The sequence below is a fragment of the Dietzia aerolata genome (assembly GCF_014144865.1).
GTDB lineage: Bacteria > Actinomycetota > Actinomycetes > Mycobacteriales > Mycobacteriaceae > Dietzia > Dietzia aerolata.
Genome location: NZ_JAALDM010000104.1, coordinates 1 through 2043, shown reverse-complemented (window position 1 = coordinate 2043; position 2043 = coordinate 1). Strand labels below are relative to the sequence as shown.

General features: G+C 71.9%; 2 protein-coding genes. Both read right to left on the bottom strand.

The window, feature by feature from the left end:
- On the bottom strand, nt 1-798 hold a 798-nt coding region (locus G6016_RS07180), incomplete at its 3' end, for a DUF6801 domain-containing protein (protein WP_182631987.1).
- A partial coding sequence (locus G6016_RS07175) for an ABC transporter permease (protein ID WP_182631986.1) occupies nt 795-2043 on the bottom strand: 1249 nt, incomplete at its 5' end. The genes G6016_RS07180 and G6016_RS07175, both read right to left, overlap by 4 nt.

Below are 2043 nucleotides of genomic sequence, written 5' to 3'. Positions count from 1 at the left end.
AGCGGGCGCTGCCGGTGCCCCGTTGGTGACGGTCGTGCCGGGGCCGCCCGTCGCGGGGGTGGCCGCCCCGGTTCTGGTGGAGGAGGCACCTGGGGCTGCCGCCGGTGCCGCGGCCGGTGCTGCCGACTCGGGGGCGGAGATCGGGATGGTCGCCAGGGTGGTGTCACCGGCGGGCGGGTTGCACGACAGGAGATACGGGTACTCGCCCACGAAGTTGGCGACGAACCCGCCGGACAGGAGCGCCTGGGCGTTGAAGGCCACCGGCGCCCCGTTGATGATGCTGGTGGCGCCGCCGGACGGCATCCCGATGTGGACCTCGCCCGCGGCATCGGCGGGGACCTGGTACGGGTCGGCCCCGACCGCTCCCGAGACGATGAACGGTTGCATCGACGCTGGCATCTGTCCGGAGTCGAAGCGGCTCATGGGGACGGTGACGGTGTTCCCGCCGACGGTGACCGGCACACTCAGCGAGTCGGAGACCACCTGGAGGGTGGTGAAGTAGTCCGCGGCCAGGGCGCGCAGGTCCTCGGGCATCTGCACGGAGAAACTGCCGTTCAGGGCCACGGTGTCGCCCGGTGCCAGTGAGTCGGGAACGTCCATGTCCAGTGCGACGACGAACGGGTAGGGCCGGGCGTCCCCCTCGAAGCCCTGCGCGGCGGCCAGGCAGTCGTAGGTCAGCTGTGCGCGTCGGGGTGCCGCCTGGGCGGTGCCCACGCCGAGTCCGAGCGTGGCCAGCGGTGCGGCGAGCGTCGCGGCCAGCACTGCGGCGCCGGTCCGGGCCGAACGTCCAAAGGTCATGAGTTCTCTCCCGTTGTAGAAGCCCTGAGTGCGCGCGCCGGTGGGACTGTGGCCACCCGGTCCAGCGGCGAGGAAGCGGCCATGCGGAGCCCGAGGACGGTGGCGGCCCCGAGGATGATCACGGTGATGATGGGGATCCGGATCAGCGGATCCAAGCCGAGTTCGGTCGCGACCGCGAGCGTGGCGGCACATCCCAGGGTGATCCCGAGCGCGAGTCCGGCAACGACGCTCAAGGTCCCGACGGTCCAGGTCTCCGCGGACACCGACCGTCGCAGGCTCGCGGCATTCATGCCCAGCAGCCGCAGCACGGACATCTCGGTGGCCCGTTCGCGGAGAGTCGTGGAGACGATCACCGCGGCACCGATGACCGCGATCAGTACGGCCACCGCGAGCATGCCGATGGCCAGACCGCGGGCGATGCTGATCACCCCGTCCACGCGGGCGTCGGAGACGGCCGGACCGGAGACCGAGAGATCCCCGGCCACGGTCGCAATTGCGCGAACCGAGTCCAACACCGTGGTCCGGTCGGCGTCATCAGCGACGCTCAGCCATACCGCGGGCACCTGTGGCGTCGCCCCGAGTTGGTCGAGGACGGACGGCGCGACCAGCTGCGGGAACGGCAGGTCCTCGACGTATCGGGCGGTCAGCGTGACCTCGCCGTCCGGTCCGCGGACGGTCACCTCGGCGCCGTCGGCGAACGGCGGCACGGTGGATTCCGGAAGATACAGTTCGTCGCCGGCAACCTCGGTCAGCGGGAACCGGCCCTCCGACACCTCGAGAAGGTCAGCGACGTCCACGGCCACGACGTTCCCGGACAGCCGGGTCTCGGCACGGTCGGAGAATCCGGTGTCCGAGGACGGTCCGACCAGGGTGAGACGGGAGGCCGTGATCGGCACCGCGCCGTGGACACCGTCCACCTCCGAGAGTTGGTCGAGGGTGGTGTCGCCCAGCGAGGCGGACCCGGCGTACGCGCCCACCATGAGGTCGGAGACCGGTTCGGAGGACGTCCGCGCTGCGGAGATCGCGGCCACCGAACTCAGGGTCACCAGGCTCACCGCGATCACGACCGCGGCGAGGGAGGCACCAAGCCCGGTGGCGGCGGCACGGCCCGGGAACCGCTGGATCCCGGACAGGGTCAGCGACGCCACGGGGAACCGGTTAGCGGTCAGGGCGGCGCCGCGGCCCGCGAGGATCCGCGCCACCGCGGGGGTCGCCGCGATCCACAGGACCGCGACGAGCGCGCCG